A 22,066-nucleotide genomic window follows, 5' to 3' on the forward strand; every position below is an offset into this window, starting at 1 on the left:
CATCCTCGGTATCTTGTTTTTATGTGTCGCGGCGCCTCGCGGGGTTCCCGCGCATTGCCATTGGCTAGCACTGTAGCAGCGCCGAAAACTGCTGACAATCGATTATGCGAAACGGGCTTTTTCGGTAGCGCTCAGGCGCTTGGCCTTGACCACCACCACGTGCATGGCAGCCTTGCCCGCTGGCGCGGCGCTGACGTGGCTGGAGCTGGCCACTTGCAGGGCCGGGGCGGCCGGGGCGATGGCGTAGCAGCTGGCGCCGAGCACGATGGCGGCGGCAATGGCGATGACTTCCATGTTGTTAGCGACGTTCATTTGAATCTCCTCGGGTGTCTGGCAATGGGCTTGCGGTATGGTGTCACTATAGCCATACCGCCCCCGGCAGACACGCCGATTGCGACGAACTGCGCTTTTGGCAGGCTGGCCTGACAAAAACGCGGATAAACGTTCATTTACTGCAGAGCGATTAAAACTCTTCCCACTCGTCAGCGCCGGACTTGGCCGCCTTGACCGGTTTAACGGGCGGCAGCACGCGGGACGGCGCGCGCTGCGCAGGAGCGGCCGGCTTCGCCTTGAGCCGCGTCACGGGCGCGGGTACTGCGGCAGAGCCGGCATCACCGAGGCGGAACATGCCGACGGCCTGCGCCAGGTCCACGGCCTGCTCCTGCAGGCTTTCCGCGGCAGCGGCGGCCTGCTCGACGAGGGCCGCGTTTTGCTGCGTCATGGTATCCATGTGCGTGACGGCCGTATTGATCTCGCCGATGCCGGCGCTCTGTTCTCGACTGGCCACCGTGATCTCGCTCATGATGGTCGTCAATTGCTGCACCGACGCCACCACCTGATCCATGGTCTGGCCCGCCTCATCGACGAGGCGGCCGCCCGCATCGACCTTCTCCACCGAATCGCCGATCAATGCCTTGATTTCCTTCGCCGCACCAGCAGACCGTTGCGCCAGGTTGCGCACTTCGGATGCCACCACGGCAAAGCCCCTGCCCTGCTCGCCCGCGCGCGCCGCCTCGACGGCCGCGTTCAATGCCAGGATATTCGTCTGGAAAGCGATGCCGTCGATCACGCCGATGATGTCGACGATCTTGCGCGAGCTTTCCTGGATGCCGGCCATAGTGCCGACCACCTGCTGCACCACGCGGCCGCCCTTGGCCGCCACTTCCGAGGCGGATACGGCCAGTTCATTGGCTGCATGCGCGTTTTCCGCATTCTGCTTGACGGTCGAGGTCAGCTCATCCATCGAACTGGCTGTTTCTTCCAGCGCGCCCGCCTGCGCTTCCGTGCGCGAGGACAAGTCGGCATTACCAGCGGCAATATCGGCCGATTCGCTGCGCACCAGGGTGCTGATGCTGCGGATCTGCACCAGCACGGTGGCGATCTTTTCGACGAACAGGTTAAACGCCTTGGCGATCTGCGCCAGCTCGTCCGAGCCTTGCGCGTCGAGACGGCTGGTCAGGTCGCCGTCGCCCGTGGCGATGGCTTCCATCGCATCGCGCACCAGGCCCAGGCGGCGCAAAGCGCGCGCCACCAGCACGCTCAAGACCGTGGCGGCCAGGGCCAGCACCAGCAAGGCCGTCAGGGCCGAGGCGCGCAGCATGGAGCTCAGTGCCTGCGTCGCTTCTGCGCGGTCGAGCACGGTCGCCAGCAGCCAGTCGCTGCCTGGCACCTTACTTACATGCAAGATACCGTCGCGTTCGCCCAGCCGAATGGCGGCGCCGTCGCCGCTCTTTTCAATATTGCCCAGCGCCTGCGCGCTCAGGCCCGGGTCCAGCTCGGCCAGCGGTTTCAGGGTCAGCTTGCCATCCGGGTGGGCGATGATCTTGCCGCCGCCGTCAACGAGGAAGGCGTAACTGGACGCCGTCGGTTTGATCGAAGCGACGTTTTGCACCACGGCATCCATCATCACGTCGGCCGCCAGCACGCCCGTCACGCTGCCCTTGCCGCCCAGCGGCTCGGCGAACGTCACCACCAGCTTGCCCGTGCTGGCACCGATATACGGCGCCGTGATGACGGGGCCGCCCGCTTCGGAGGCCAGCTTGTACCAGGGCCGCGCCGTGGGATCGTAGTCGGCGGCGCGCTTGCGCTCCTGCGAAAAGACGGCGTGCTTGTCGGCAAAGCCGATATACGCCATGTCGAAGGTGCCCGCCTGCTCGGCCGCCTTCAGGGCCGGCAGCGGATCGGCCGCCGTGGCGCCCTGCTTGAGCGAGCCCACGACGGCTTGCTTGGAACGCAGCCATTCGGCGATGGCCTGCGCATGGCTGTGCGACAACTGCAGCATCTGCGTGTCGAGCGCGGCCAGGGTGCTGGAGCGCGTAGTGAAGAAATTGGCGATGGCGACGGCCAGCATGGCCAGCACGACGATGGAAACGGCGATGGCGATCAGCCGCGCCTTAAGGGAGGACAACATGGTGCATCCAATAAAAAAGAGAAAATCGGGAGGGATGCGCCATGGTCAGGGAATAAGATTTTGTCGTCAAGCAATACCGACTCTCAATTACCCATAAACAACAATTGATACCATATATTAACTACATCTCAGCTACGTCTCGCCGCGCAGCTTGCGCAGGGCCGGCGATTCGCCGCCCGTCGCCTCGATGCGGAAGCGGGCAAATGCCTGTTCCAGCGCGGGGTAGCGGCGCAAACTGCCCTCAGTAAAGTAGCGCCCACCGGGGATATCGCCCCACGGCAGGGGTGCGGTCAAGGCGCCGCTGCCGGCCAGGGCCAGCAGCGGTTCCAGCGCGCTGCGCAGGTCGGCCACCTCCCCGTCGGCGGATGCCAGGCGTGCCAGCAATTGCTCCAGTTCGGCGGCATGGGCTTGCAAACGCTGTTGCTCCATCATCTCTCCTCAATTCTTGATCGTGCCGATCAGCACGGGGGCCGACCACAGGCTGCGGTTGGGCAATAGATACTGTTGCGCGCCGCCACGGCGCCGCACCAGCCCGCCCAGCTCTTCTGTCGGCGCCACCTGGCTGACAAACACGTTGACGGTGCCCTTGGGCAGTATTTGATACACATCATACAGCGGCGCCTCGCTCTTCAAGGGCAAGCCGAAACAGTCGGCCAGGGTCACGCAGCGGCCTGAGGCCAGCTGCAATTGCGCGCTGGTGGTGAAATACGGTGAGTACGGCGACACATTCTGGCCATGCGGCACGATTTTGACCAATGCGGCCGACATGGCTTGCAAATCGGGCAAGGTGCTGCCGGAAGCGAGCTGCTCGACGGCCCGCGCGTAAATCGTCTCGGCCGGAGCGGCGGGATCGGCGGCGCGCAGTTCGCGCAGGAATTGCTGGCCCGGCGCGCTGTCCAGGTAGGGATCGATCGCTTCGCGCTGCAAGCCCGCCGTCTTGAAGGTGCTGAGGTCATTGATTTCGCGCGCATGCACGGCGCGCAAGGCGTCGAGGTCCTGCGCCGGCATGGTCGCGGATGCGGCGGTGATCGGGATGGGCAGCGGCACCGGCGTGGGCACGTTGTCCAGCTGTGCCCGGACGCCGGGCGCGACGGCAAGCAGAAAGGCGGCGGCCAGCCCGCAGAATGTGCGCATGCTGCATCTCCTTGGAAGACTCGTTCAGGGGAAGATCCTCTCCCGAATCTACAGAGAACGGCGGCGGCCAATGTGAGCTGCATCAAGGCAGATGCACAAGCCGGCACACACCTTCGATACAGCGCAAACGAGACGTAAAAAAACCGCCAGGGCTTGCGCGCTGGCGGTTTTTCAGCATGCGGACCAAGCCGCATTCAAGCCAACAACTTAAGCGGCTGGCGCTTCGTTGCCTTCGGCAGCTTTCATCGACAGCTTCAAGCGACCGCGGTCGTCCGTTTCCAGCACTTTGACGCGCACCAGCTGGCCTTCTTTCAGGTAATCGGCCACGGCGTTGACGCGCTCGTTGGCGATCTGGCTGATGTGCAGCAAGCCGTCCTTGCCTGGCATGACTTGCACGATGGCGCCGAAGTCCAGCAGTTTCAGCACGGTGCCTTCGTAGGTCTTGCCCACTTCGACGGAGGCCGTCAGTTCTTCGATGCGGCGCTTGGCTTCCTGGCCGGCGGCAGCGTCGACGGAAGCGATGGTGACCACGCCTTCGTCGCTGATGTCGATCTGGGTGCCCGTCTCTTCGGTCAGCGCGCGAATCACGGCGCCGCCCTTGCCGATCACGTCACGGATTTTTTCCGGATTGATCTTGATGGTGATCAGACGCGGTGCGAAATCGGACAGTTCGGTTTTGACGTGCGGCATGGCTTTTTGCATTTCGCCCAGGATGTGCTCGCGGCCTTCCTTGGCTTGCGCCAGTGCCACTTGCATGATTTCCTTGGTGATGCCCATGATCTTGATGTCCATCTGCAGCGCCGTGATACCGTTGCGGGTACCGGCTACCTTGAAGTCCATGTCGCCCAGGTGATCTTCGTCGCCCAGGATGTCGGACAGCACGGCAAACTTGCCGCCTTCCTTGATCAGGCCCATTGCGATACCGGCCACGTGTTCTTTCATCGGCACGCCGGCGTCCATCAGTGCCAGGCAGCCGCCGCACACGGAGGCCATCGACGAGGAACCGTTCGATTCCGTGATTTCCGAGACCAGGCGCACCGAGTAGCTGAACTCTTCAGCTGCTGGCAGGGCGGCGATCAGCGCGCGCTTGGCCAGGCGGCCGTGACCGATTTCGCGGCGTTTCGGCGTACCGACACGGCCCGTTTCACCGGTGGCGAACGGAGGCATGTTGTAGTGCAGCATGAACGAATCGGTGAACTCGCCCATCAGCGCATCGATCTTCTGGCTGTCGCGGGCGGTGCCCAGGGTGGCGACGACCAGCGCCTGCGTTTCGCCGCGCGTGAACAGGGCCGAACCGTGGGTGCGTGGCAGCACGCTGGTGCGGATCGAGATCGGACGCACGGTGCGCGTATCGCGGCCGTCGATGCGTGGCTCGCCGTCCAGGATTTGCGACCGCACGATTTTCGCTTCGATGTCGAACAGGATGTTGTTCACTTCGGCGCTGTCGATCGCTGCGCCGCCGGCGGCAGCCGCTTCGGCCGTCAGGTCGGCGATCACTTCCGACGTCGCCGCTTTCAGCTTGGCCGTACGCTCTTGCTTATCCTTGGTTTGATACGCGTCATTGATCTTGGCGTTGGCGAAATGCGCGACGCGGGCGATCAGTGCTTCGTTTTTCGGCGCAGGCGCCCATTCCACTTCCGGCTTGCCGCCGTCGCGCACCAGGTCGTGAATCGCGTCGATGACGACTTTCATCTGGTCGTGGCCGAAGACCACGGCGCCCAGCATGATTTCTTCGGACAGCTGTTTCGCTTCCGATTCGACCATCAGCACGGCCGTTTCGGTGCCGGCGACCACCAGGTCCATTTCCGACGTTTTCAGTTGCTGGACGGTCGGGTTCAGGATGTACTGGCCGTTGGCGTAACCGACGCGCGCGGCGCCGATAGGACCGTTGAAAGGCACGCCCGAGACGCACAGGGCAGCCGATGCGCCGATCATGGCGGCGATGTCCGGATCGATTTCAGGGTTGACCGACAGCACGTGAATGATGACTTGCACTTCATTCAGGTAGCCTTCCGGGAACAGCGGACGGATAGGACGGTCGATCAGACGGGATGTCAGTGTTTCTTTTTCGGAAGGACGGCCTTCGCGCTTGAAAAAACCGCCCGGGATTTTACCGGCAGCATAGGTTTTCTCGACATAATCAACCGTCAAAGGGAAGAAATCCTGGCCTGGCTTGGCATCTTTGCGTGCCACCACCGTTGCCAGAACGACGGTATCTTCGATCGACACCAGCACTGCGCCGGATGCCTGACGCGCGATTTCGCCGGTTTCCAGGGTCACTTGGTGTTGACCGTACTGGAAGGTTTTCGTAACTTTGTTAAACATGGGGTATCCCTTTTCTAATTGCCGACAGATTTTCAGGGGCTGTCGTTCACCTCACCACAGGCGGCGTAAAAATGCTGCCTTTACTTGTTGCCACCTTTGCTACTTTACTTTTAAAACATGATATCGGTAGAGAATACTGCACTTACCGACAAAAATCCGGAATTCAAATGACAAAATGCCCGCGTCAGCGAACTGGCGCAGGCATTTCTGTATAAACCTTGTACGGCAAAAATTACTTGCGCAGACCAAGTTTAGCGATCAGGTCGCGATAACGGGTAGCGTCTTTAGCCTTCAGGTAGGACAACAGGCTCTTACGACGGTTGACCATCATGATCAGGCCGCGGCGGGAGTGGTGATCTTTCGAGTGGGCTTTGAAGTGGCCGTTCAGTTCGTTGATGCGAGCTGTCAGCAGTGCAACTTGCACTTCAGGGGAGCCGGTGTCGTTTTGACCACGTGCGTTGTCCGCGATGATAGCGGCTTTGTTGATGTTTTCTACTGTCATGATAAACCTTTCACATGCGGTGCACAGAGTCTGAACCCTATCCACCGTGAACTACGATGATTGAAATACTGGCCTATGCTGCCAACCAGACGCGCAAGTATATCGGAAAAAAGCCCGCCTGTATCCTGTCGTGCGGGCTTTTCTCGGCGCATGATAGGATTTTCCTGCATTTCAGGAGGTCAGACATGAAAAAACTGCTCAATTTAGCAACGCCACTGCTGTTTGCCGTGCTGACCGGCTGCGCCAGCTGGAACATCCCGCCGCCCCAGCCGGGCGAACCGCGGACCGCCGTGGAAGCGCGCCTGGGCCGGCCGACGAATATCTATCCATTGCCCACGGGGCTGGAACTGGAGTACGCCACGGGCCCCTACGGCCAGTACACGTATATGGCCCGCTTCGGCCCCGACGACAAGTTAATTTCCTATGAGCAAGTACTCGACACGCCGGGCTTTGCCCGGGTCAAGGTGGGCGTGTCGACCCAGCAGGACGTGCTGCACCTGCTGGGCCGCCCGACGGAAACCTCGTACCTGTCGCTGCCGAAACTGCATGTCTGGTCCTACCGCTACAAGGAATCGGGCGTGTGGGATTCCATGATGCACGTGCACTTCGACCACGACGGCATCGTGCGCATGATGATGAACGGCCCCGATCCGGCCAAGGAAGAGCGGCGCTTTTTCTGGTGACAGATTACTAGCGCCCTTTTACGGTTGCGGGTCGATGCGCTCATCCTTGGCGTGCAATTTGTTGAGCGCCGACAAATACGCCTTGGCCGACGCGACGATGATGTCCGGGTCGGCGCCCACGCCGTTGACGATGCGCCCGTCGCGCGACAGGCGCATCGTCACTTCGCCCTGCGACTGCGTGCCCGTGCTGATGGCGTTGACGGAGAACAAGACCAGCTCCGCGCCGCTGGCGGCCGCGCTTTCGATGGCGTTGACAGTGGCGTCGACTGGGCCGTCGCCCTGCCCTTCGCAGCTCAGTTGCTTGCCGCCGACGAGGAATTCCACGCGCGCATGCGGCACGGCGCCCGTTGTCGACTGCTGCGTCAGCGAAATAAAGCGGTAGTGCTCACTCTCCTGCGCCTGCTGCTCCTCGCTGACGAGGGCCATGATGTCTTCGTCGAAAATCTCGGATTTCCGGTCCGCCAGCTCCTTGAAACGCAGGAAAGCGGCGTTGATTTCCGCTTCCGACTCCAGCGCGATGCCCAGCTCGTGCAAGCGCTGCTTGAAGGCATTGCGGCCCGACAGCTTGCCCAGGACGATCTTGTTGGCCGTCCAGCCCACGTCTTCGGCGCGCATGATTTCATATGTCTCGCGCGCCTTCAAGATGCCGTCCTGGTGGATGCCGGAGGCGTGCGCAAAGGCGTTCGCGCCGACGACGGCCTTGTTCGGCTGCACGGCAAAGCCCGTGATCTGCGACACCATCTTGGACGCCGCCACGATCTGCGTCGTGTCGATGCCCACCGTCAAGTTGTAATAGGCGGCGCGCGTGCGCAGCGCCATTACCACTTCTTCCAGCGCCGTGTTGCCGGCCCGCTCGCCGAGGCCATTGACGGTACACTCGATCTGCCGCGCGCCGCCGATCATGACGCCGGCCAGCGAATTGGCCACAGCCAGGCCCAGGTCGTTATGACAATGGACAGACCAGATGGCTTTATCGGAGTTCGGTATGCGTTCGCGCAAGCGGCGGATGGTATTGCCGAAGATTTCGGGCACGGCGTAGCCGACCGTATCGGGGAAATTGATGGTGGTGGCGCCCTCGGCAATCACCGCCTCCAGCACGCGGCAAAGAAAATCCTCGTCGGAGCGGCTGCCGTCTTCGGGGCTGAATTCGATATCGTCCGTAAACTGGCGCGCGTAGCGCACGGCGTTTTGCGCCTGGGTCAGCACTTGCTCGGGCGTCATGCGCAGCTTCATCTGCATGTGCAGGGGCGAGGTGGCAATGAAAGTGTGGATGCGCTTGCGCTCGGCCGGCTGCAGGGCTTCGGCGGCGCGGGCGATGTCGCGGTCGTTGGCGCGCGACAGCGAACAGATGGTGGACTCGCGCACGGCGCCGGCAATCGCCCGTATCGACTCGAAGTCGCCCTGCGAGGCGGCGGCGAAGCCGGCCTCGATCACGTCGACCTTCATGCGCTCGAGCTGCTTGGCGATGCGCAGCTTTTCCTCGCGCGTCATGGAAGCGCCCGGCGATTGCTCGCCGTCGCGCAAGGTGGTGTCAAAAATGATGAGTCGGTTGCTGGTGTTCATGGCTGCTCCTGGCTGGCTGAAGACTGGCGATGCGACCGACTCGGCGCATCAATGCTCGGGGTCGGTCTGGATGATGCTGACGGGCTTGCCCTTCGCCATGCGCCAGAAAAACACGGCGTAGCCGGACAGGCCATAGGCGACGAAAATCGGGAACAGCACTTTCGGCGGGTCGATGGATATGAGCGCGAAGAACAATGCCAGCAGGAATACCACGATGAAGGGCACGGACTTGCGGAAATTCACGTCCTTGAAACTGTAGAACGGCACGTTGGTGACCATGGTCAGGCCGGCGAACAGGGCGATCGTCCACGATACCCAGGCCAGCTGGTTGCCGGCAAACTCCAGGTCATTCATCAGCAAGATGAAGCCGGCCACCATGGCCGCCGCCGCCGGGCTGGGCAAGCCCTGGAAGAAGCGCTTGTCGACGACCTGGATATTCGTGTTGAAACGGGCCAGGCGCAAGGCGGCGCCGGCGCAATACACGAAGGCTGCCAGCCAGCCCAGCTTGCCCATGCCGCGCAGCGACCATTCATAGATCACCAGCGCCGGCGCGGCGCCAAACGACACCATGTCGGACAGGCTGTCGTACTGGGCGCCGAATTCGCTCTGCGTATTCGTCAGGCGGGCGATGCGGCCATCGAGGCCGTCGAGGATCATGGCGATGAAGATGGCCCAGGCTGCATGTTCGAATTTCTGGTTCATGGCCATGACGATGGCGTAGAAACCGCAAAACAGGGCTGCCGTCGTGAAGGCGTTCGGCAACAGATAGATGCCGCGGCGGCGCAAGGTTTTCTTGCCAGTGCCATCGGTCACCGGCTGGCGCACGAATTTGCTGAAGCGGGACGCTTTGGATACTGCGGGGGTGCCGTTCTTGCCTCTACGACGGGGGAAGTTTGCCATGTTGTTCCATATCTTGTGTACTGCGGGGGATTCGGTGCCAGATGGCAGGCGCATTCGTCTTGCGGCATGCGCCTGCCGATCTTGCCATTATAGAGGAGCTGCCGCCAAAGAAAAGCGCGGCGGCGTCAAGCTGGCAATATTGACACCGATTCAAGCTTTATTTGAAGCGGATCTTCGCCACCAGGCCCATGTTCAGGGTCGTTTCGCCCGCCTCAAAACTCGGCTCGGCCACCTGGTTGCCGCCATAGCCCATGGCGTCGGCGCTCATGGCGCGCGCACCGGCCACGCTAGCGCGCTGCGCGTAGTTGCCCGAACCTTCGAAATCGATGGTGTCGATCACGGCGTCATTGACATTGCGGCCCATGGCGCCAGCGATGGCGGCCACGCGCTCGTTGAGGTTCTTGTACGCAGCGGCGATGCGCTGGTCATCGAGCTTGCGGATGGTGGCGGGCGCCAGGCCGAAGTTCAGGCGGTTCAAGGTCAGCACACCTTGCGCTGCGGAAACGGTTTTCGGCAAGGCAGCCAGGTTGGTCGTCGTTACCTGCAGATACTGGCCCACGCGCCAGCCGGTCGGCACTCTAGGCTTGGCGGCGGCGCCTGGCGGCAGGGGCGACGTTTCCGGGTACACGGCATACGTGTAGTAGCCCTGGGTCTTCAGCACGGCTTGCGGATCGGCTTTCTTGACCATGGCCGCGCCCTGGTTCATCTTCTGGTTGACGCGCGAGGCGGCGGCGGCCTTGTCCTTGTCCTGCTCTTCGATGGCCAGGGTAACGGTCACCTGGTCGTTCGCATGCACCACCTCGCCATTCGCGGGCACTACCACGAGGGTGCCGTAGGTGGGCAGGCTTTGCGCCTGGGCGGACAGGGCAACGGTAGCGGCGGTGGTAACGACAGCGGCGGCCAGCATGGTTTTCATGACGGTCATGGTGTTCTCCTGGAAAATAATGGGGCAAAAACAAGCATGGGGCCAACAGCCCCATGATTTTTTACAAACATGCTAACGCGAAAATATTTTCGCTTTGATAATATTACTTAAACTTGACCTTGCCGACGACACGCATGTCGAGCGTCGTTTCGCCCGGCTCGAAGCTCGGTTCGGCGACGGTGCTGTCTTCGGCCATCTTGGCGCTGCGCATCATCATCGGCGCGGCGGCAGGACGGCTTTCCGTGGCGTAGTTGCCCGAACCTTCGAAGTCCACCGTATCGAGCACGGCATCGGACACGTTGCGGCCCATGGCCTTGGCGATGGCGGCCACGCGCTCGTTCAGGTTCTTATACGTGGCGGCGATGCGCTGGTCATCGAGTAGGCGGATGGTTTCAGGCTTCAGGCCGAAATTCAGACCATTCAGGGTCAGCACGCCTTGCGCCGCCGACACGGTTTTTGGCAAGGACGCCAGGTTGGCCGTCGTCACTTCCAGGTACTGGCCGACTCTCCAGGCCGTTGGCAAACGTGGCTTGGCCACGGCGCCGGCCGGCAATGGGCGCTCTTCCGGATACACGGGATAGGTGTAGTAGCCGTACGATTTCAGCGCTGCCGATGGGTCGGCCTGCTTGACGATGGCGATGCCCTTGTTCATCTTCTGATTGACTCGCGACGCGGCGGCGGCCTTGTCCTTGTCCTGTTCTTCGACAGCCAGGGTAGCGACCACCTGGTCATTGACATGCTTGACTTCGCCAAATGCGGGTACGACCACCAGGGTGCCGGAGGTTGGCAAGGTTTGCGCTTGTGCGCTCAGGGCAATAGTGGCTGCGGCGGCAACAAGGACGGATTTCATCACGGTCATGGGGGGTACTCCTAGCTAGTTAATATGGCTGACAGCCCGCGAAAGGGACGCTTTTGCCATCCCTTTCGCCTGAGAAACTTGTCAAACTGTGTAGATTCTAACGCCTCATTCATTCCTGTGGCGCAAATTAACAAATCGTCACAAAATGCGCTTGCCAGTCACATCTGCTCACATTTCAACACACCGCTACACAAAATAACAGTGTTTTTAGTGACCCAGCACCGCGCCGCCGCTGCGCCGGCCCGGCTTGAAGCTGTGCCGGTGCGCGCGCCAGGCGATAGTCAATGCCACCAGCAGCAAGGCCAGCATGGCCCATGGGAACGACGCCGCGCCATAGCCATCGAGCAGCATGCCGCCCGCCAGGCCGCCGCCCGCGATGGCCACGTTCCAGATGGTCGCCACCATCGCCTGCGCCACATCCATGCCGTCGCCGGCCGCGTCCGCCGACGCCGTCTGCAGCAAGGTGCCGGCGCCGCCAAAGGTGATGCCCCAGATGGCCATGCTGACATAGATGACGATGGGGGAGTCCATCGCCAGCCCCAGCACCACCACCGCGAGGGCAAAGGCGGCGATGCAGCCCAGCACGAGCGGGCGCAGCCAGCGGTCGATCAGCTGGCTGACCAGCCAGATACCGGCCAGCGAACCGACGCCATACACGAGCAGCACCAGGTCGACGCGGGGGCGCAAGCCGGACGGCGCCAGGAACGGCGCGATGTAGGTATACAGAATGTTATGCGCCAGCATCCAGGCAACGATGACGGCCAAGATCGGCCGCACGCCCGGCGTCATGAACACTGCGCGGATGGACAGCCGTTCGCCATTCTTTTGCCCCGGATAATCGGGCACGAGCAGCAACACCCACGCGACCAGCACCACGGCCAGGCCCGACATGATGCCGAAGATGCTGCGCCAGCCCAGCACGCCCCCCATCAGGGTGCCCAGCGGCACGCCCAGCGACAGGGCCAGCGGCGTGCCGATCATGGCAATGGCCATCGCCCTGCCCTGCTGCTCGACGCTCACCATGCGGCGCGCGTAGCCGGCCATCAAGCCCCAGGCCAGGCCAGCGGCCATGCCCGTCACGAAGCGCGCGATCAGGGCGACGATGTAGTTGGGCGCCAGGGCCGTCGCCGTATTGAAGATCAAGAAGCCGATGATGGCCAGCAGCAAGACATTGCGCCGGCGCCAGGTGCTGGTGAGCGCCGTCAGGGGAATGGCCGTCAGGATGGAACCGATGGCGTAGACGGTCACCAGTTGCCCCGTCATGACTTCGGAAATATTGAGGTCCTTGGCAATCTGCGGCAGCAAGCCGGCCGGCAAGGTTTCGGACAGGAGGGCGAGAAACGCCGTCATGGCCAGGGCCAGCAAGGCCAGGACGGGAAGCCGTTCGGAAATGGAAGATTCAGCAGTGCCCGGCATGGGTACTGTGGCGGTGATGCGGTCGGTCATAGGGGTCCTTCAGGTTGCCAAGCGGCTGATCAATTAGCGCCTGGCGTGCTACAAAAGCGGTGATGCGCGTTGCGGTCGGCAGATACCGAAACAGATGCAGTCCATGGAAAACTGCAAAGGAAGGGCGGGATTATATAGGAGGCGGGCGAAAAGCGTGCGCGCAAAATCAGCCGTGCTCAAGCTGGCGTCATGCAGGCATCATTGGCCGCCTTGCGTGGCGAAAACCAGGCATTCGATTTCGGACTGTACAGGAAGGCGCAGATGACGGCGAACATGAGCGCGCCAGGCAAGACGTTCATCTTGACCGGCAAGGTCGCCAGGCAGAGCGCAATGTCGATCACACCCCACACCAGATACACCGTGCGCGCGCCACGCTGCCTTTGCAGCATGGCCAGCGCTGCCACCAGGGTAACGCCCTGGCTGAAGAGCAAAATCGCGTATTGCGCCTCGGCGGGAATCACGCCGCCCCCCATTCCGGCCAGCATGGCGGGATCGTTGCGGCCGAGGTAAGCCGACACCAGCGCCAACAGCGAACCGAGGACCAGAAACCAGCAGCTGATGGCAACGGAGACGGGGCGCTTGAGCACATGAAGATTGCCGACAAAAACTTTAGAAAAAACAAGCATGAGGCTGACGGTATTGTTGAATGGGCCTGATTGTAACGGATGTTGCCTGCCAGGCAGTTGCGCACAAAAAAGCCGGCTTGCGCCGGCTTCTTGTGAAGAACTATGATTGCTTAGTTTTTCGACTGGTCGACCATCTTGTTCTTGGCGATCCAAGGCATCATGGCGCGCAGTTTCGCGCCCACTTCTTCGATCTGGTGCTCGGACGTCAAACGGCGGCGCGAGATCAGGGTCGGTGCGCCTGCCTTGTTTTCCAGGATGAAGCTCTTCGCGTATTCGCCCGTTTGAATGTCTTTCAGGCATTGACGCATCGCATCCTTGGTGGCCGACGTCACGACTTTAGGACCGGTCACGTATTCGCCGTATTCGGCGTTGTTCGAGATCGAGTAGTTCATGTTGGCGATGCCGCCTTCATAGATCAGGTCGACGATCAGTTTCAGTTCGTGCAAGCACTCGAAATACGCCATTTCAGGCGCGTAGCCCGCTTCCGTCAGGGTTTCGAAACCGGCCTTGATCAGTTCCACGGCGCCGCCGCACAGCACGGCTTGTTCACCGAACAAGTCCGTTTCAGTTTCTTCGCGGAAGTTCGTTTCGATGATGCCGGCACGGCCGCCGCCGTTGGCCGAGGCGTACGACAGGGCGATATCGCGGGCGATGCCCGATTTGTCCTGGTACACGGCGATCAGGTGGGGCACGCCGCCGCCCTGGGTGTAGGTGGCGCGCACGGTGTGGCCCGGGGCTTTCGGCGCGACCATGATCACGTCCAGGTCGGCGCGTGGCACGACTTGACCGTAATGCACGTTGAAGCCGTGGGCGAAGGCCAGTACGGCGCCCTGCTTGGCGAACGGGGCGATGTTTTCGTTGTAGACCTGGGCGATGTTTTCATCTGGCAGCAAGATCATGATGACGTCGGCCGCTTTCACGGCGTCGTTGACTTCCGCCACTTTCAGGCCCGCTTGCTCGACCTTGGTCCACGAAGCGCCGCCCTTGCGCAGGCCGACGGTGACGTTGACGCCCGAGTCGTTCAAGTTTTGTGCGTGCGCGTGGCCTTGCGAACCGTAGCCGATGATGGCAACGTTTTTGCCTTTGATCAAGGAGAGGTCAGCGTCTTTGTCGTAAAAAACTTTCATGGTATTTCCTATAATTTGATGATGCGTTGTTGTTTTAAATGCGGCCCCTGGGCCGCGTAGTGCTGCTTTTTATACTTTGAGGATGCGTTCGCCGCGGCCGATGCCGGAACCACCCGTGCGGACGGTTTCCAGGATGGCGGCGCGGTCGATCGAATCGATGAACGCGTCAAGCTTGACCTTGTTGCCGGTCAGTTCGATCGTGTACGTCTTTTCGGTGACATCGATGATGCGGCCGCGGAAGATATCGGCGGTGCGCTTCATTTCCTCGCGCTCCTTGCCCACGGCACGAACCTTGATCAGCATCAACTCGCGTTCGATATGCTGGCCTTCGGTCAGGTCCACCACCTTCACCACTTCGATGAGACGGTTCAAGTGCTTGGTGATCTGCTCGATAATATCGTCCGAGCCGCTGGTGACGATGGTCATGCGCGACAGGGTCGAGTCTTCCGTCGGCGCCACCGTCAATGTTTCGATGTTGTAGCCGCGTGCCGAGAACAGGCCCACCACGCGCGACAGGGCGCCCGCTTCGTTTTCCAGCAAGACAGAAATAATATGGCGCATGATCAGAGGTCCTCCGAGCCGAGCATCATTTCGGACAGGCCTTTGCCGGCTTTCACCATGGGCCACACGTTTTCAGACTGGTCGGTAATGAAATTCATGAATACCAGCCTGTCTTTCATGCCAAACGCCTCTTTCAAGGCGCCGTCGACGTCGCCCGGTTTTTCAATTTTCATGCCCACGTGGCCATACGCTTCAGCCAGCCTTTCGAAGTCGGGCAGCGAATCCATGTACGACTCGGAATAGCGCGAGCCGTAATCGATTTCCTGCCACTGGCGCACCATGCCGAGGAAACGGTTGTTGAGCATGATGATCTTCGGCGTCAGGTGATACTGCTTGCACGTGGCCAGTTCCTGGATGCACATCTGGATCGAGCCTTCGCCCGTGATGCAGGCAACGGTAGCGTCCGGATTGGCCATCTGCACGCCCATGGCGTATGGCAAGCCGACACCCATGGTGCCCAGGCCGCCGGAATTGATCCAGCGGCGCGGCTTGTCGAAGCCATAATATTGTGCGGCCCACATCTGGTGCTGGCCCACGTCGGACGTGATGAAGGCGTCGCCCTTGGTGATCTGGAACACCTTTTCCACCACCGATTGCGGCTTGATGACCAGGTCGGAGGTCGGATATTTCAGGCATTCGCGGCCACGCCATTCGGCGATCTGCTTCCACCAGTTGCTCAATGCATTGACGTTCGGCTTGGCTTCGGCCGCGTCCAGTTGCGCGAGGAACTCGATCAGCACGTCCTTGACGTTGCCGACGATGGGAATATCGACCTTGACGCGCTTGGAAATCGACGAGGGATCGATGTCCACGTGGATGATCTTGCGCGGATGCGAGGCGAAATGTTTCGGGTTGCCGATCACGCGGTCATCGAAACGGGCGCCGATGGCGATCAGCACGTCGCAGTTCTGCATCGCCATGTTCGCTTCATAGGTGCCATGCATGCCGGGCATGCCGACATACTGCTCGCTCGATGCGCGGTAGCCGCCCAGGCCCATCAAGGTGTTGGTGCACGGGAAACCCAGGCGGTCGACCAGCTTGTTCAGCTCTGCCGAGGCATTTGCCAGGATCACGCCGCCGCCCGTGTAGATCATCGGACGTTCGGCTTGCAGCAGCAGCTGCACGGCCTTGCGGATCTGGCCCGAGTGGCCCTTGTCGACGGGACGGTAGGAACGCATCTCGACTTCCTTCGGATAGTCGAAATGGCATTTGTGCATGCTGATATCCTTGGGGATATCGACCAGCACGGGTCCTGGACGGCCGGTACGGGCGATGAAGAAGGCTTTCTTGATCGTCGCTGCCAGGTCCTTGACGTCCTTGACGAGGAAGTTGTGCTTGACCACGGGACGCGTGATGCCGACCGTGTCGCATTCCTGGAACGCATCCTGCCCAATGGCGTGGCTCGGCACCTGGCCGGAGATCACCACCATGGGAATCGAGTCCATGTACGCGGTTGACAGGCCCGTGACGGCATTCGTGACGCCCGGACCGGACGTGACGATGGCGACACCGACCTTGTTCGAGCTGCGCGAATAGGCATCGGCGGCGTGGATCGCGGCCTGCTCGTGGCGTACCAGGATATGCTGGAATTTGTTTTGCTGGAAGATGGCGTCGTAGATGTAGAGTACGGCTCCGCCCGGGTATCCAAAGACGTGCTCGACGCCCTCTTCAGCCAGACAGCGCACGACAATTTCTGCGCCAGTAATTGGTCCTGCTGCTGCTTCGGTATTCATGAAACATTCCTTTCAAGGTCCATTGGAGATTGATCGGATGTTCTTTCCTGACGAGGTACGCCTAACGCAACAGTGCTCCTGCTTCCCTTTTCATGCGGTCACGCAATTTCTTTGGGCACCCATAGATACCTTACAAAACAACGCTTAACGCAACTCGTTTGGCCGGAGTTTCTGTGGCGCCTGTACGAACCGCTCGCGCTTGTGGCGCGGGTTAGAACAAACTGCCTACAAATGAAAGCGCGTCTTGCCGCGGATGGCCTTGTGTGCCGGTCGCGACCTGACCATAGGGCTTTGGGGTGTTCAAAGCGTCCTATACGGTATCGCGTTGCACCATTATGGTCAAGGAAAATGTCAGCGCCGCCGCCTTTTTGCTCATCCGATATGCAAAAACCCTGCGGAAACGCACATTTTTTGCTAGCATGCGCTCAGTTTACGAAAAGCAGTCCCGCCTCCCTTCCGCCCACAGCACACGCAGCCGTTAGCTCGCCCCATACCGCATGGCAACAGACAAAGAATTATCCGACTTTCTAGAAAATGTCGAGCGGCGCGCTTTCAAGCAGGCCGCTTACGCGGTCCGCAAGGAAGAATCGGCACTCGACATCGTGCAGGATGCCATGATCAAACTGGCCGAGAAATACGGCGACAAGCCGGCCGCCGAACTGCCGATGCTGTTCCAGCGCATCTTGCAAAACACCATACTCGACTATTTCCGCCGCGAAAAAGTGCGCAACACCTGGGTCAGTCTGTTTTCCGGCATGAAACCCTCGGGCGACGAGCATGAGGATTTTGATATACTTGACACCTATGAATCGGAACAGGGCAGCAGCGCCGCCGAATCCTCGGCCGACCAGGTCGAACGCGCGCAGATCCTTGATTTGATTGATGCAGAGGTACAAAAACTGCCCTCACGTCAACGCGAAGCCTTCCTCATGCGTTACTGGCAGGACATGGATGTGGCTGAAACAGCGGAAGCGATGGGTTGCTCCGAAGGTAGCGTGAAAACACATTGCTCTAGAGCTACCCACACGCTCGCCGAATCGCTGAAAGCCAAGGGAATTAAATTATGAACACCGACGATCTCAATTTCGCCTATAAAGTGCGCCATGCACTGAACGAAAAGCTCGACGACCTGCCCGCATCGGCCACCGATCGCCTGGCAGCGGCACGCAAGCTGGCCCTGTCGCGCAAGAAGGCGAACGCGCCCGGCGCCGTTGGCGTGCGCCAGAACGTGTTCGCCGGCGTCGCCAGCCATTTGCTGGTCGCACCGCTGTCGTGGCTGGGCCGCATGAGCGTCATCATCCCCCTGCTGCTGCTGGCCGGCGGCCTGGTGGGCATCTATCAGTTTGAGCAGGAACAACATATCGCCGAACTGGCAGAAATCGACGCCGCCGTGCTGTCGGATGAATTGCCGCTCTCCGCCTACATGGACCATGGCTTCAATGCCTACCTGACGAAACGCGAGCAATAAGCATGGCACGCTCGAGCGTACGCAAAGGCTGGCTGGCTGGCGGCATCGCCCTGGGTGCCTGCGCCCTCGCTGGCGCCGCCTGGGTAGGCGCGCAGCAACATGCCGCGCCCGCCGCGCCTCCCGTGGCAGCCGCACCCGTGGTGGCGCCGGCGCCGGCCGCCAAGCCCGGCTCGCCCCGCACTGCCGGCAAAGGCGGCACGCCGAAGACCGGCGAGAATCCAGCGTGGAACAAGCTGTCGCGCGCGCAGCAGGAAGCCCTGCAGCCGCTGGCGGGCGAATGGAACAAGCTGGAACCGCTGCGCAAGCAGAAATGGCTCGATATCGCCAGCCGCTTTGCCTCCATGTCGCCCAACGAGCAAACCCGCGTGCATGAACGCATGCGTGTATGGGTCAAGCTGACGCCGGCACAGCGCAGCCTGGTGCGCGAAAACTATACGCGCACGAAGAAGATTGATCCGGGTCAGAAAACCGCACAATGGGAGCAATACCAGCAATTGCCGGAAGATCAAAAGAAAAAGCTGGCGACGGAACTCGTGCCGAAAAAACCGCTGGAGAAAGTGCCCGCGATCAATTCCAACACGAGCAAGCCGCCCGTGCTCATGGCGCCCGCCACGCCGGCAGCGCCTGCCGCCGCGCCCGTCCCGCCGCCCGCTCCCGCAGCGACGGCCGTGCCGGCAAGCGATCCTGCCGCGCCCCCCGCCACCGTGCCTGTCACGCCACCCACCACGCCTGCCCCACTGCCAACCAATGCCAAATAGCACGCCTGCCGCCTGCGTCACTTCCCATCCCACGATCAAGCGCCGCCTGATTTCCATGGTGTACGAGTCGCTGCTGGCCCTGGCCGTGCTGTTCTTGCCCTTCCTGCTGTTTGAACTGGCCGTGCAAGGCGCACATACGCCGTTGACGGAACACATGCGCCAATGCCTGGCCTTCCTCGTCATGGGGGCGTATTTCATCCATCAATGGAGCCGCGAAGGGCAGACCCTGGCCATGAAGACGTGGCGCTTGCAACTGGTGCTGGCGGACCACGCCCACGTGCCGCTGCGCGTGGCCGCGTACCGCTACGTGCTGTCATGGATGTGGCTGCTGCCAGCCCTGCTGGTGTCGTATGCATTCGATTTGCAGCACTGGGCGGCACTGGGCGCCATCGGCGTGGGCATCCTGGCCTGGTCAAGCACGGCCCTGTTCACGGGCAATGGGCAATTCCTGCACGACAAGCTGGTCGGCACGCACATCGTGCAATTACCAGCCCCCGCGAAGAAGCCAAAGAAAGTCGCCGCCTGAGTTTTTGCACGGCTTGACCTGGGTCATTGAAGTGCCACGGGGGCTCTGCGATCATGGCATGCCATGAACAATACCGCCCCCCTCCCCCACACACGCTTCGCTCCGTACCGCGAAGAAGTCTGCAGCGAAGACGAAGTCAAGCATCTCGTCCACACCTTTTATGCGGCCGCGCGCGACGACGCCATGCTGGGCCCCATCTTTGCCGCCGAGGTCAAGGATTGGGATGCCCACCTGGCAACATTGATCGATTTCTGGTCAGGCTTGCTGCGCGGCACCATGCGCTACCACGGCAAGCCGCTGGCCCAGCACGCGCAAATGGAACACCTGACGCCGTGCATGTTCCGCCGCTGGCTGACCCTGTTCTTCGCCACGACCGAAAGCATGGGCAATGCGGCCCTGCAAGAGAAAGCCGATACCATCGCCTTGAATATTGCCGAACGGCTATGGAAAAGCTTTGCGGAAAGCCATTCCATCGTGGCGCCGCAGCTTTAGAACCTCTCGTAGCCTTGCAGGTAGCGCCATTGGCCAACGGGCATGGCGCCCATCGGGATGCGGCCGATGCGCAAGCGCTTCATGGCGACGACGTCCAGTCCCACCATCTTGCACATATGGGCGATCTGGCCCGGCTGCACGTTTTTCAGGGCGAAGCGCAAACGCGTCTCGTTCTGCCAGCTGACCTTGATCGGCGGCAAAGGCTTGCCATTGAACGGCAAGCCGTGATTGAGCAGCGCCAGGCCGTTGTCGGCAATGGCGCCCGACACTTCCACGATGAATTCCTGCTCCACCGTTTTCGCTTCGTCGACCAGCTTGCGGGCCACGCGGAAATCCTGGGTAAACACCAGCAAGCCGGACGCCATGGTCTCGAGCGGATTGGTGATGGTCAGGCCGATCAGATGACGCTTGAGGAAGCGCGTAACGGAGCTGGGCGCCACATTTTCCGGCGTGAAAATTTCTTCGGGATGCAGGCAGCTCAACGCTGGCTTGCCTTCCGCGCCGACACCGCCGTTGATCCCGGCCGGCTTGTGCAGCAGAATCGTCACGGGCGGCATTTCGTCGAGGGTCGCGTTCGGCAACAGCACCACCGCCTGATTGTCGGCCACGCGCGCGCCCGACTCTTCCACCAGCACGCCATCGACCGTGACCCAGCCGCCCTCGATATACAGCTCGGCCTCGCGGCGCGAACAGGGTACGTCTTCAGACAGGCGCTTGGCCAGGCGGACGGTGGGCATTTCGTGTGGTGTGGTCATGGGGAGGCGCAAAAAGCAAGAGGAGGAGAAAGCCGGTATTGTAACCGACCCGCTCCTCCCCTCTTGTTGAGTGCGCTAGTGGTTGTCGGATTACGCGCTTGCGCGCTAATCCGACCTACGCGGCCGTGACAGATTTTGTAGGTTGGATTAGCGGCTTGCCGCGTAATCCAACAATCAGGCCGTGGCCTTGGCCAATTCCTCGGCAAAGAAACGGTGGCCCATCTCTTCCAGGCCCAGGGTCTGCAGCACTTCCTGCAGGCGTTCCGTCGGACGCTGGCGCGGCAGGTTTTTGTAACTGGCGATGATCAGTTCATTCTTCATCGAATGCTCCCAGCCCACCAGCTCCGTCACGCTGACCTGGTAGCCATGCGCTTCCAGCTGCAGACAGCGCAGCACGTTGGTGATCTGGCTGCCGAACTCGCGCGTGTGCAGCGGGTGGCGCCACAATTCCGTCAAGGCACTCTTGCCCAGGCTCTTGCCCTTGTTCTTCTTCAAGACGGAAGCCACTTCGGCCTGGCAGCATGGCACCAGCACCATGAATTTCGCCTTCTTCTTCAGGGCGAAATGGATCGCGTCATCGGTGGCCGTGTTGCACGCGTGCAAGGCCGTGACGATGTCGATCTGCTGCGGCAGCAAGTTCGATTCCGTCGATTCGGCCACAGACAGGGGCAAGAACGACATGCCGGGGAACTTGAATTTCTTCGCCAGTTCTTGCGAGCGCTGCACCAGTTCTTCGCGCGTCTCGATGCCGTAGATGTGCGAACCGTCGTTGCCGTTCTTGAAGAACAGGTCGTACAGGATGAAACCCAGGTAGGACTTGCCGGCGCCGTGGTCGACCAGCGAGACGCCGGGGTGGTCGAGTTGCACTTCGCGCAGCAGCGGCTCGATGAACTGCGTCAGGTGATATACCTGTTTCAGCTTGCGGCGGCTGTCCTGGTTCATCTTGCCGTCGCGCGTCAGGATGTGCAATTCCTGCAGCAAGGCGACCGACTGGCCATCCTTGATCTCGGGCATGTTGCTGGCGGCCGTGATGACGTCTTTCGGCGCAGCGACTGCGGTGGCGGCGGCTGCCGCGCCCTTAGCGCGCTTCATCGATCCACGCCATCTGTATCGCTTCGAGCACTTTTTCGCCGCCGCGCGTGTGGTCATCGTCGAAGCCGTCCAGTTCCACCACCCAGTTGTGCAGGTCGGTAAAACGCACGGTCAGGGGATCGATATCCGGATGCGCGTCGAACAAAGCCTCGGCGATCGCGTGTATGTCGGACCATTTCAT

Annotated in this window: 24 protein-coding genes; 6 read left to right on the forward strand and 18 right to left on the reverse strand. The window is 61.2% G+C overall.

The window, feature by feature from the left end:
• Positions 1 to 102 precede the first annotated feature (102 nt).
• The 6 genes from AC54AF_RS12615 to rpsO all read right to left on the reverse strand — a co-directional run bounded on the left by AC54AF_RS12615 (position 103) and on the right by rpsO (position 6,371).
• Complete coding sequence (locus tag AC54AF_RS12615; protein WP_496636816.1) at positions 103 to 312, reverse strand: hypothetical protein; 210 nt, start codon at positions 310 to 312, stop codon at positions 103 to 105.
• A 151-nt stretch (positions 313 to 463) separates the two neighbouring features.
• Entirely contained in the window at positions 464 to 2,410 is a 1,947-nt protein-coding gene (locus AC54AF_RS12620) for a methyl-accepting chemotaxis protein (protein WP_496636817.1), read from the reverse strand.
• A 132-nt stretch (positions 2,411 to 2,542) separates the two neighbouring features.
• A complete protein-coding gene (locus AC54AF_RS12625; protein WP_496636818.1) occupies positions 2,543 to 2,842 on the reverse strand; it encodes a hypothetical protein in 300 nt (99 codons plus the stop codon).
• A 6-nt stretch (positions 2,843 to 2,848) separates the two neighbouring features.
• On the reverse strand, positions 2,849 to 3,544 hold the full coding sequence (locus AC54AF_RS12630) for a hypothetical protein (protein ID WP_496636819.1): 696 nt from the start codon (positions 3,542 to 3,544) through the stop codon (positions 2,849 to 2,851).
• 207 nt (positions 3,545 to 3,751) lie between these two features.
• Positions 3,752 to 5,869: a polyribonucleotide nucleotidyltransferase gene (pnp, locus tag AC54AF_RS12635; RefSeq protein WP_131687217.1), complete on the reverse strand. Its 2,118-nt coding sequence runs from the start codon at positions 5,867 to 5,869 to the stop codon at positions 3,752 to 3,754.
• 232 nt (positions 5,870 to 6,101) lie between these two features.
• Positions 6,102 to 6,371: a 30S ribosomal protein S15 gene (gene rpsO / locus AC54AF_RS12640; protein WP_010399743.1), complete on the reverse strand. Its 270-nt coding sequence runs from the start codon at positions 6,369 to 6,371 to the stop codon at positions 6,102 to 6,104.
• Between the two features lie 185 nt (positions 6,372 to 6,556).
• Between rpsO and bamE the strand changes: the two genes are divergently transcribed.
• Positions 6,557 to 7,054 (forward strand): outer membrane protein assembly factor BamE domain-containing protein, encoded by a 498-nt coding sequence (bamE, locus tag AC54AF_RS12645; protein WP_496636820.1) that lies wholly within the window; start codon positions 6,557 to 6,559, stop codon positions 7,052 to 7,054.
• 18 nt (positions 7,055 to 7,072) lie between these two features.
• Here the strand turns inward: bamE and AC54AF_RS12650 are convergent, their stop codons facing one another.
• The 9 genes from AC54AF_RS12650 to AC54AF_RS12690 all read right to left on the reverse strand — a co-directional run bounded on the left by AC54AF_RS12650 (position 7,073) and on the right by AC54AF_RS12690 (position 16,794).
• Entirely contained in the window at positions 7,073 to 8,617 is a 1,545-nt protein-coding gene (locus tag AC54AF_RS12650) for a 2-isopropylmalate synthase (protein ID WP_131687215.1), read from the reverse strand.
• 48 nt (positions 8,618 to 8,665) lie between these two features.
• Positions 8,666 to 9,517: a CDP-diacylglycerol--serine O-phosphatidyltransferase gene (gene pssA / locus AC54AF_RS12655; protein WP_131687214.1), complete on the reverse strand. Its 852-nt coding sequence runs from the start codon at positions 9,515 to 9,517 to the stop codon at positions 8,666 to 8,668.
• Positions 9,518 to 9,674: 157 nt separating this feature from the next.
• A complete protein-coding gene (locus tag AC54AF_RS12660; RefSeq protein WP_496636821.1) occupies positions 9,675 to 10,442 on the reverse strand; it encodes an SIMPL domain-containing protein in 768 nt (255 codons plus the stop codon).
• Between the two features lie 103 nt (positions 10,443 to 10,545).
• The gene (locus AC54AF_RS12665) at positions 10,546 to 11,301 is read right to left on the reverse strand and encodes an SIMPL domain-containing protein (protein ID WP_496636822.1); all 756 of its coding nucleotides are present in this window, start codon (positions 11,299 to 11,301) and stop codon (positions 10,546 to 10,548) included.
• Positions 11,302 to 11,508: 207 nt separating this feature from the next.
• Positions 11,509 to 12,747 carry an MFS transporter gene (locus AC54AF_RS12670; protein ID WP_496636823.1) on the reverse strand — a complete coding sequence of 413 codons (1,239 nt, stop codon included), beginning with the start codon at positions 12,745 to 12,747 and terminating at the stop codon, positions 11,509 to 11,511.
• Positions 12,748 to 12,923: 176 nt separating this feature from the next.
• On the reverse strand, positions 12,924 to 13,334 hold the full coding sequence (locus AC54AF_RS12675) for a hypothetical protein (protein WP_496636824.1): 411 nt from the start codon (positions 13,332 to 13,334) through the stop codon (positions 12,924 to 12,926).
• Between the two features lie 149 nt (positions 13,335 to 13,483).
• Entirely contained in the window at positions 13,484 to 14,500 is a 1,017-nt protein-coding gene (ilvC, locus tag AC54AF_RS12680) for a ketol-acid reductoisomerase (protein ID WP_034750044.1), read from the reverse strand.
• Positions 14,501 to 14,569: 69 nt separating this feature from the next.
• Complete coding sequence (gene ilvN / locus AC54AF_RS12685) at positions 14,570 to 15,061, reverse strand: acetolactate synthase small subunit (protein WP_010399754.1); 492 nt, start codon at positions 15,059 to 15,061, stop codon at positions 14,570 to 14,572.
• Between the two features lie 2 nt (positions 15,062 to 15,063).
• Positions 15,064 to 16,794, reverse strand: a complete 1,731-nt coding sequence (locus AC54AF_RS12690) for an acetolactate synthase 3 catalytic subunit (RefSeq protein WP_071650268.1) — start codon at positions 16,792 to 16,794, stop codon at positions 15,064 to 15,066.
• A 497-nt stretch (positions 16,795 to 17,291) separates the two neighbouring features.
• Between AC54AF_RS12690 and AC54AF_RS12695 the strand changes: the two genes are divergently transcribed.
• From AC54AF_RS12695 to AC54AF_RS12715, 5 genes are all read left to right on the forward strand, one after another.
• Positions 17,292 to 17,861 carry an RNA polymerase sigma factor gene (locus tag AC54AF_RS12695; RefSeq protein ID WP_034779551.1) on the forward strand — a complete coding sequence of 190 codons (570 nt, stop codon included), beginning with the start codon at positions 17,292 to 17,294 and terminating at the stop codon, positions 17,859 to 17,861.
• Entirely contained in the window at positions 17,858 to 18,262 is a 405-nt protein-coding gene (locus AC54AF_RS12700; protein ID WP_496636825.1) for a DUF3619 family protein, read from the forward strand. Before AC54AF_RS12695 ends, AC54AF_RS12700 begins: the two co-directional genes overlap by 4 nt.
• A 2-nt stretch (positions 18,263 to 18,264) precedes the next feature.
• Entirely contained in the window at positions 18,265 to 19,020 is a 756-nt protein-coding gene (locus AC54AF_RS12705) for a DUF3106 domain-containing protein (protein WP_496636826.1), read from the forward strand.
• On the forward strand, positions 19,010 to 19,546 hold the full coding sequence (locus AC54AF_RS12710) for an RDD family protein (RefSeq protein WP_496636827.1): 537 nt from the start codon (positions 19,010 to 19,012) through the stop codon (positions 19,544 to 19,546). The genes AC54AF_RS12705 and AC54AF_RS12710 overlap by 11 nt, the downstream gene beginning before the upstream one ends.
• 63 nt (positions 19,547 to 19,609) lie before the next feature.
• Entirely contained in the window at positions 19,610 to 20,038 is a 429-nt protein-coding gene (locus tag AC54AF_RS12715) for a group III truncated hemoglobin (protein ID WP_496636828.1), read from the forward strand.
• On the opposite strand, the gene AC54AF_RS12720 is transcribed toward AC54AF_RS12715, so the two are convergent.
• From AC54AF_RS12720 to iscX, 3 genes are all read right to left on the reverse strand, one after another.
• Positions 20,035 to 20,793 (reverse strand): rRNA pseudouridine synthase, encoded by a 759-nt coding sequence (locus AC54AF_RS12720; protein WP_496636829.1) that lies wholly within the window; start codon positions 20,791 to 20,793, stop codon positions 20,035 to 20,037. The genes AC54AF_RS12715 and AC54AF_RS12720 overlap by 4 nt on opposite strands.
• A 174-nt stretch (positions 20,794 to 20,967) precedes the next feature.
• Complete coding sequence (locus tag AC54AF_RS12725; protein WP_496636830.1) at positions 20,968 to 21,885, reverse strand: class I SAM-dependent methyltransferase; 918 nt, start codon at positions 21,883 to 21,885, stop codon at positions 20,968 to 20,970.
• Positions 21,872 to 22,066, reverse strand: a complete 195-nt coding sequence (iscX, locus tag AC54AF_RS12730) for a Fe-S cluster assembly protein IscX (RefSeq protein WP_070288776.1) — start codon at positions 22,064 to 22,066, stop codon at positions 21,872 to 21,874. The genes AC54AF_RS12725 and iscX overlap by 14 nt, the downstream gene beginning before the upstream one ends.

The organism is Janthinobacterium sp. JF4 (genome assembly GCF_059617925.1).

Coding starts and splice junctions, on each gene's coding strand:
- AC54AF_RS12615 (WP_496636816.1), bottom strand. CDS start 312: ATGAACGTCGCTAACAACATGGAAGTCATCGCCATTGCCGCCGCCATC.
- AC54AF_RS12620 (WP_496636817.1), bottom strand. CDS start 2,410: ATGTTGTCCTCCCTTAAGGCGCGGCTGATCGCCATCGCCGTTTCCATC.
- AC54AF_RS12625 (WP_496636818.1), bottom strand. CDS start 2,842: ATGATGGAGCAACAGCGTTTGCAAGCCCATGCCGCCGAACTGGAGCAA.
- AC54AF_RS12630 (WP_496636819.1), bottom strand. CDS start 3,544: ATGCGCACATTCTGCGGGCTGGCCGCCGCCTTTCTGCTTGCCGTCGCG.
- pnp (WP_131687217.1), bottom strand. CDS start 5,869: ATGTTTAACAAAGTTACGAAAACCTTCCAGTACGGTCAACACCAAGTG.
- rpsO (WP_010399743.1), bottom strand. CDS start 6,371: ATGACAGTAGAAAACATCAACAAAGCCGCTATCATCGCGGACAACGCA.
- bamE (WP_496636820.1), top strand. CDS start 6,557: ATGAAAAAACTGCTCAATTTAGCAACGCCACTGCTGTTTGCCGTGCTG.
- AC54AF_RS12650 (WP_131687215.1), bottom strand. CDS start 8,617: ATGAACACCAGCAACCGACTCATCATTTTTGACACCACCTTGCGCGAC.
- pssA (WP_131687214.1), bottom strand. CDS start 9,517: ATGGCAAACTTCCCCCGTCGTAGAGGCAAGAACGGCACCCCCGCAGTA.
- AC54AF_RS12660 (WP_496636821.1), bottom strand. CDS start 10,442: ATGACCGTCATGAAAACCATGCTGGCCGCCGCTGTCGTTACCACCGCC.
- AC54AF_RS12665 (WP_496636822.1), bottom strand. CDS start 11,301: ATGACCGTGATGAAATCCGTCCTTGTTGCCGCCGCAGCCACTATTGCC.
- AC54AF_RS12670 (WP_496636823.1), bottom strand. CDS start 12,747: ATGACCGACCGCATCACCGCCACAGTACCCATGCCGGGCACTGCTGAA.
- ilvC (WP_034750044.1), bottom strand. CDS start 14,500: ATGAAAGTTTTTTACGACAAAGACGCTGACCTCTCCTTGATCAAAGGC.
- ilvN (WP_010399754.1), bottom strand. CDS start 15,061: ATGCGCCATATTATTTCTGTCTTGCTGGAAAACGAAGCGGGCGCCCTG.
- AC54AF_RS12690 (WP_071650268.1), bottom strand. CDS start 16,794: ATGAATACCGAAGCAGCAGCAGGACCAATTACTGGCGCAGAAATTGTC.
- AC54AF_RS12695 (WP_034779551.1), top strand. CDS start 17,292: ATGGCAACAGACAAAGAATTATCCGACTTTCTAGAAAATGTCGAGCGG.
- AC54AF_RS12700 (WP_496636825.1), top strand. CDS start 17,858: ATGAACACCGACGATCTCAATTTCGCCTATAAAGTGCGCCATGCACTG.
- AC54AF_RS12705 (WP_496636826.1), top strand. CDS start 18,265: ATGGCACGCTCGAGCGTACGCAAAGGCTGGCTGGCTGGCGGCATCGCC.
- AC54AF_RS12710 (WP_496636827.1), top strand. CDS start 19,010: ATGCCAAATAGCACGCCTGCCGCCTGCGTCACTTCCCATCCCACGATC.
- AC54AF_RS12715 (WP_496636828.1), top strand. CDS start 19,610: ATGAACAATACCGCCCCCCTCCCCCACACACGCTTCGCTCCGTACCGC.
- AC54AF_RS12720 (WP_496636829.1), bottom strand. CDS start 20,793: ATGACCACACCACACGAAATGCCCACCGTCCGCCTGGCCAAGCGCCTG.
- AC54AF_RS12725 (WP_496636830.1), bottom strand. CDS start 21,885: ATGAAGCGCGCTAAGGGCGCGGCAGCCGCCGCCACCGCAGTCGCTGCG.
- iscX (WP_070288776.1), bottom strand. CDS start 22,066: ATGAAATGGTCCGACATACACGCGATCGCCGAGGCTTTGTTCGACGCG.